The sequence below is a fragment of the Sinomicrobium weinanense genome, from assembly GCF_018863395.1.
GTDB lineage: Bacteria > Bacteroidota > Bacteroidia > Flavobacteriales > Flavobacteriaceae > Sinomicrobium > Sinomicrobium weinanense.
This window is the reverse complement of sequence record NZ_JAHKRR010000025.1, coordinates 1-1,768: the sequence shown is the minus strand read 5'-3', so window position 1 is coordinate 1,768 and position 1,768 is coordinate 1. Positions and strand designations below refer to the sequence as shown.

At 37.1% G+C, this 1,768-nt stretch carries 2 protein-coding genes and 1 pseudogene; all 3 read right to left on the bottom strand.

What is annotated here, in order from left to right; all coding sequences use genetic code 11:
- Positions 1-343 (bottom strand): winged helix-turn-helix transcriptional regulator (locus KN811_RS21725; protein ID WP_216335048.1); only part of this gene is annotated, 343 nt, incomplete at its 3' end.
- A gap of 44 nt (positions 344-387) precedes the next feature.
- A pseudogene (locus KN811_RS21720) lies at positions 388-783 on the bottom strand (SRPBCC domain-containing protein); the annotation flags it as partial.
- A 62-nt stretch (positions 784-845) separates the two neighbouring features.
- Positions 846-1,768: helix-turn-helix transcriptional regulator (locus KN811_RS21715; protein WP_216335044.1), on the bottom strand; the 923-nt coding region annotated here is incomplete at its 5' end.

Genomic DNA, 1,768 nt, shown 5'->3' with positions numbered 1-1,768 from the left:
ACCCTAATTCCCAACCCCAGTTGGCAATGGCATCCAATACGGGAATAAGGGTCTTGCCAAATTCCGTCAGTGCGTATTCCACTTTTAAGGGCGGTTTAGTTCCCTGGACCTTTCGCATGACCAATCCGCTGGCTTCAAGCTTTCGCAACTGGATATTCAGCATTTTTTCGGTAATGTCCGGGATTCTCTTTCTCAGTTCAGAATAACGTAAAGGTTCTTCTTTAAGATACCACAAAACAATAGCTTTCCATTTTCCGCCAATATAATCGTCCGTAATACTTACCCCGCAATGGTAAACCCTGTCGTTGAACAAAAAGCCGATGTTTTTTCCATTTTTTATCATATTTTTCCGTTTAACAATGCCCGCTAACGGTCTCCTGCCGGCTTTTATTCATTCAATACCTTTTTCATTGTCGGGATTACCAATTTCCAGCCTTGTTTTGATTCTTCAAATCTCTTTTCTGCATGATCGGCATTTTGAAAGTCTCCTTGTGTAATAACCAGTTTACAACCTGTTTCTTGTGGAATTACTTCATAGGTAAGGCTGATATAATTCCTTGGAATGTCAGGTATTCCCATATTTGGGTCAATCATTGTCGATGTCACTTTTTTTTCCTCTTCATATTCAATAACCTCCCCTTGGGCATAGGTTAGTTCTTCTCCATTTTCGGTTTTGCCGTTCCACAAAATAGGATTTCCAATTTTCCAATCGGACCGTACTTCGCAACCAAACATATATTGCCTGGTCATTTCGGGGTTGGTCAATAAGTCCCAGACTTTGCTTGGATTTGCTTTGAAAAAACTTCTTCTTTGATAATCATCGGTTTGTTCATCTTAAACTGATTTTAGTTAAAATCCAAAGATGCAGCATTATCAATGTCTTTCATTGCAGTATCTGGATTATTCCTAATACTATTGGGAGAAACCCCAAACGTATTTTTAAAGGCTTTTGAGAAATGTTGTGGCGAGCTGTAGCCTGTTTGATATGAAATTTCCTGTGCAGTCTTATCTGTTCCTAGTAAGAGCCTTTTTGCCATACTCATCCTAATTCCGTGGATGTACCCGAAAATAGTTGTTCCAAATAGCTCTTTGAACCCTTTTTTGAGTTTGTATTCGTTAATTCCGGTTAGTGTAGAGAGTTCTACTATAGTTGGCGGATTATCAATGCTGTTGGTTAATAGTTCTTTGGCTTCAATTAATTTTTCTTTATCTTTTTTGGTTTTGATAAATTGATTTTGAGCTGCCTGTTCATAGGTTTCGGCTTGTAGCACCAACAATTCTATACTTTTTGATAACAGGAACAAGTCTTTCAATTGATCTTTGTAGCTACAATTGATAATCTCGTTTATTACTTGCTGAATTTTAAAGTTGTTCGTTTTCCATTCATTGGACAGGATAGCGTTTTTCCGGCTCATTATTTTGTCCGTAAACCGCTTTAATGGCTCATTGCCATTTTGACCAATTTCAATAAATGTATCAGTATTAAAGTTTATACCAAATGTTTCGACTCTTTTGCTTTTATTTTGGACTTCGATCTCGAATCCATCGGAGTACATAATATTATTGTGGTGGCCTGAAAGTGAATAGGAACTGTTCAATTGGGTAAAACTGAAATCGTAACTCCCTTGTAAGCCAAAATGAAGCCTAACGCAATTCGTATCGTTAGCTGTTCTAATTTTGTCAAAAGAGTGATACTCTATTAAGTTGTGAGAAATCTGAATGTTTTTCAATTCCCAATTTTGGGATGTTCTTTTCTTTATGTTATCAA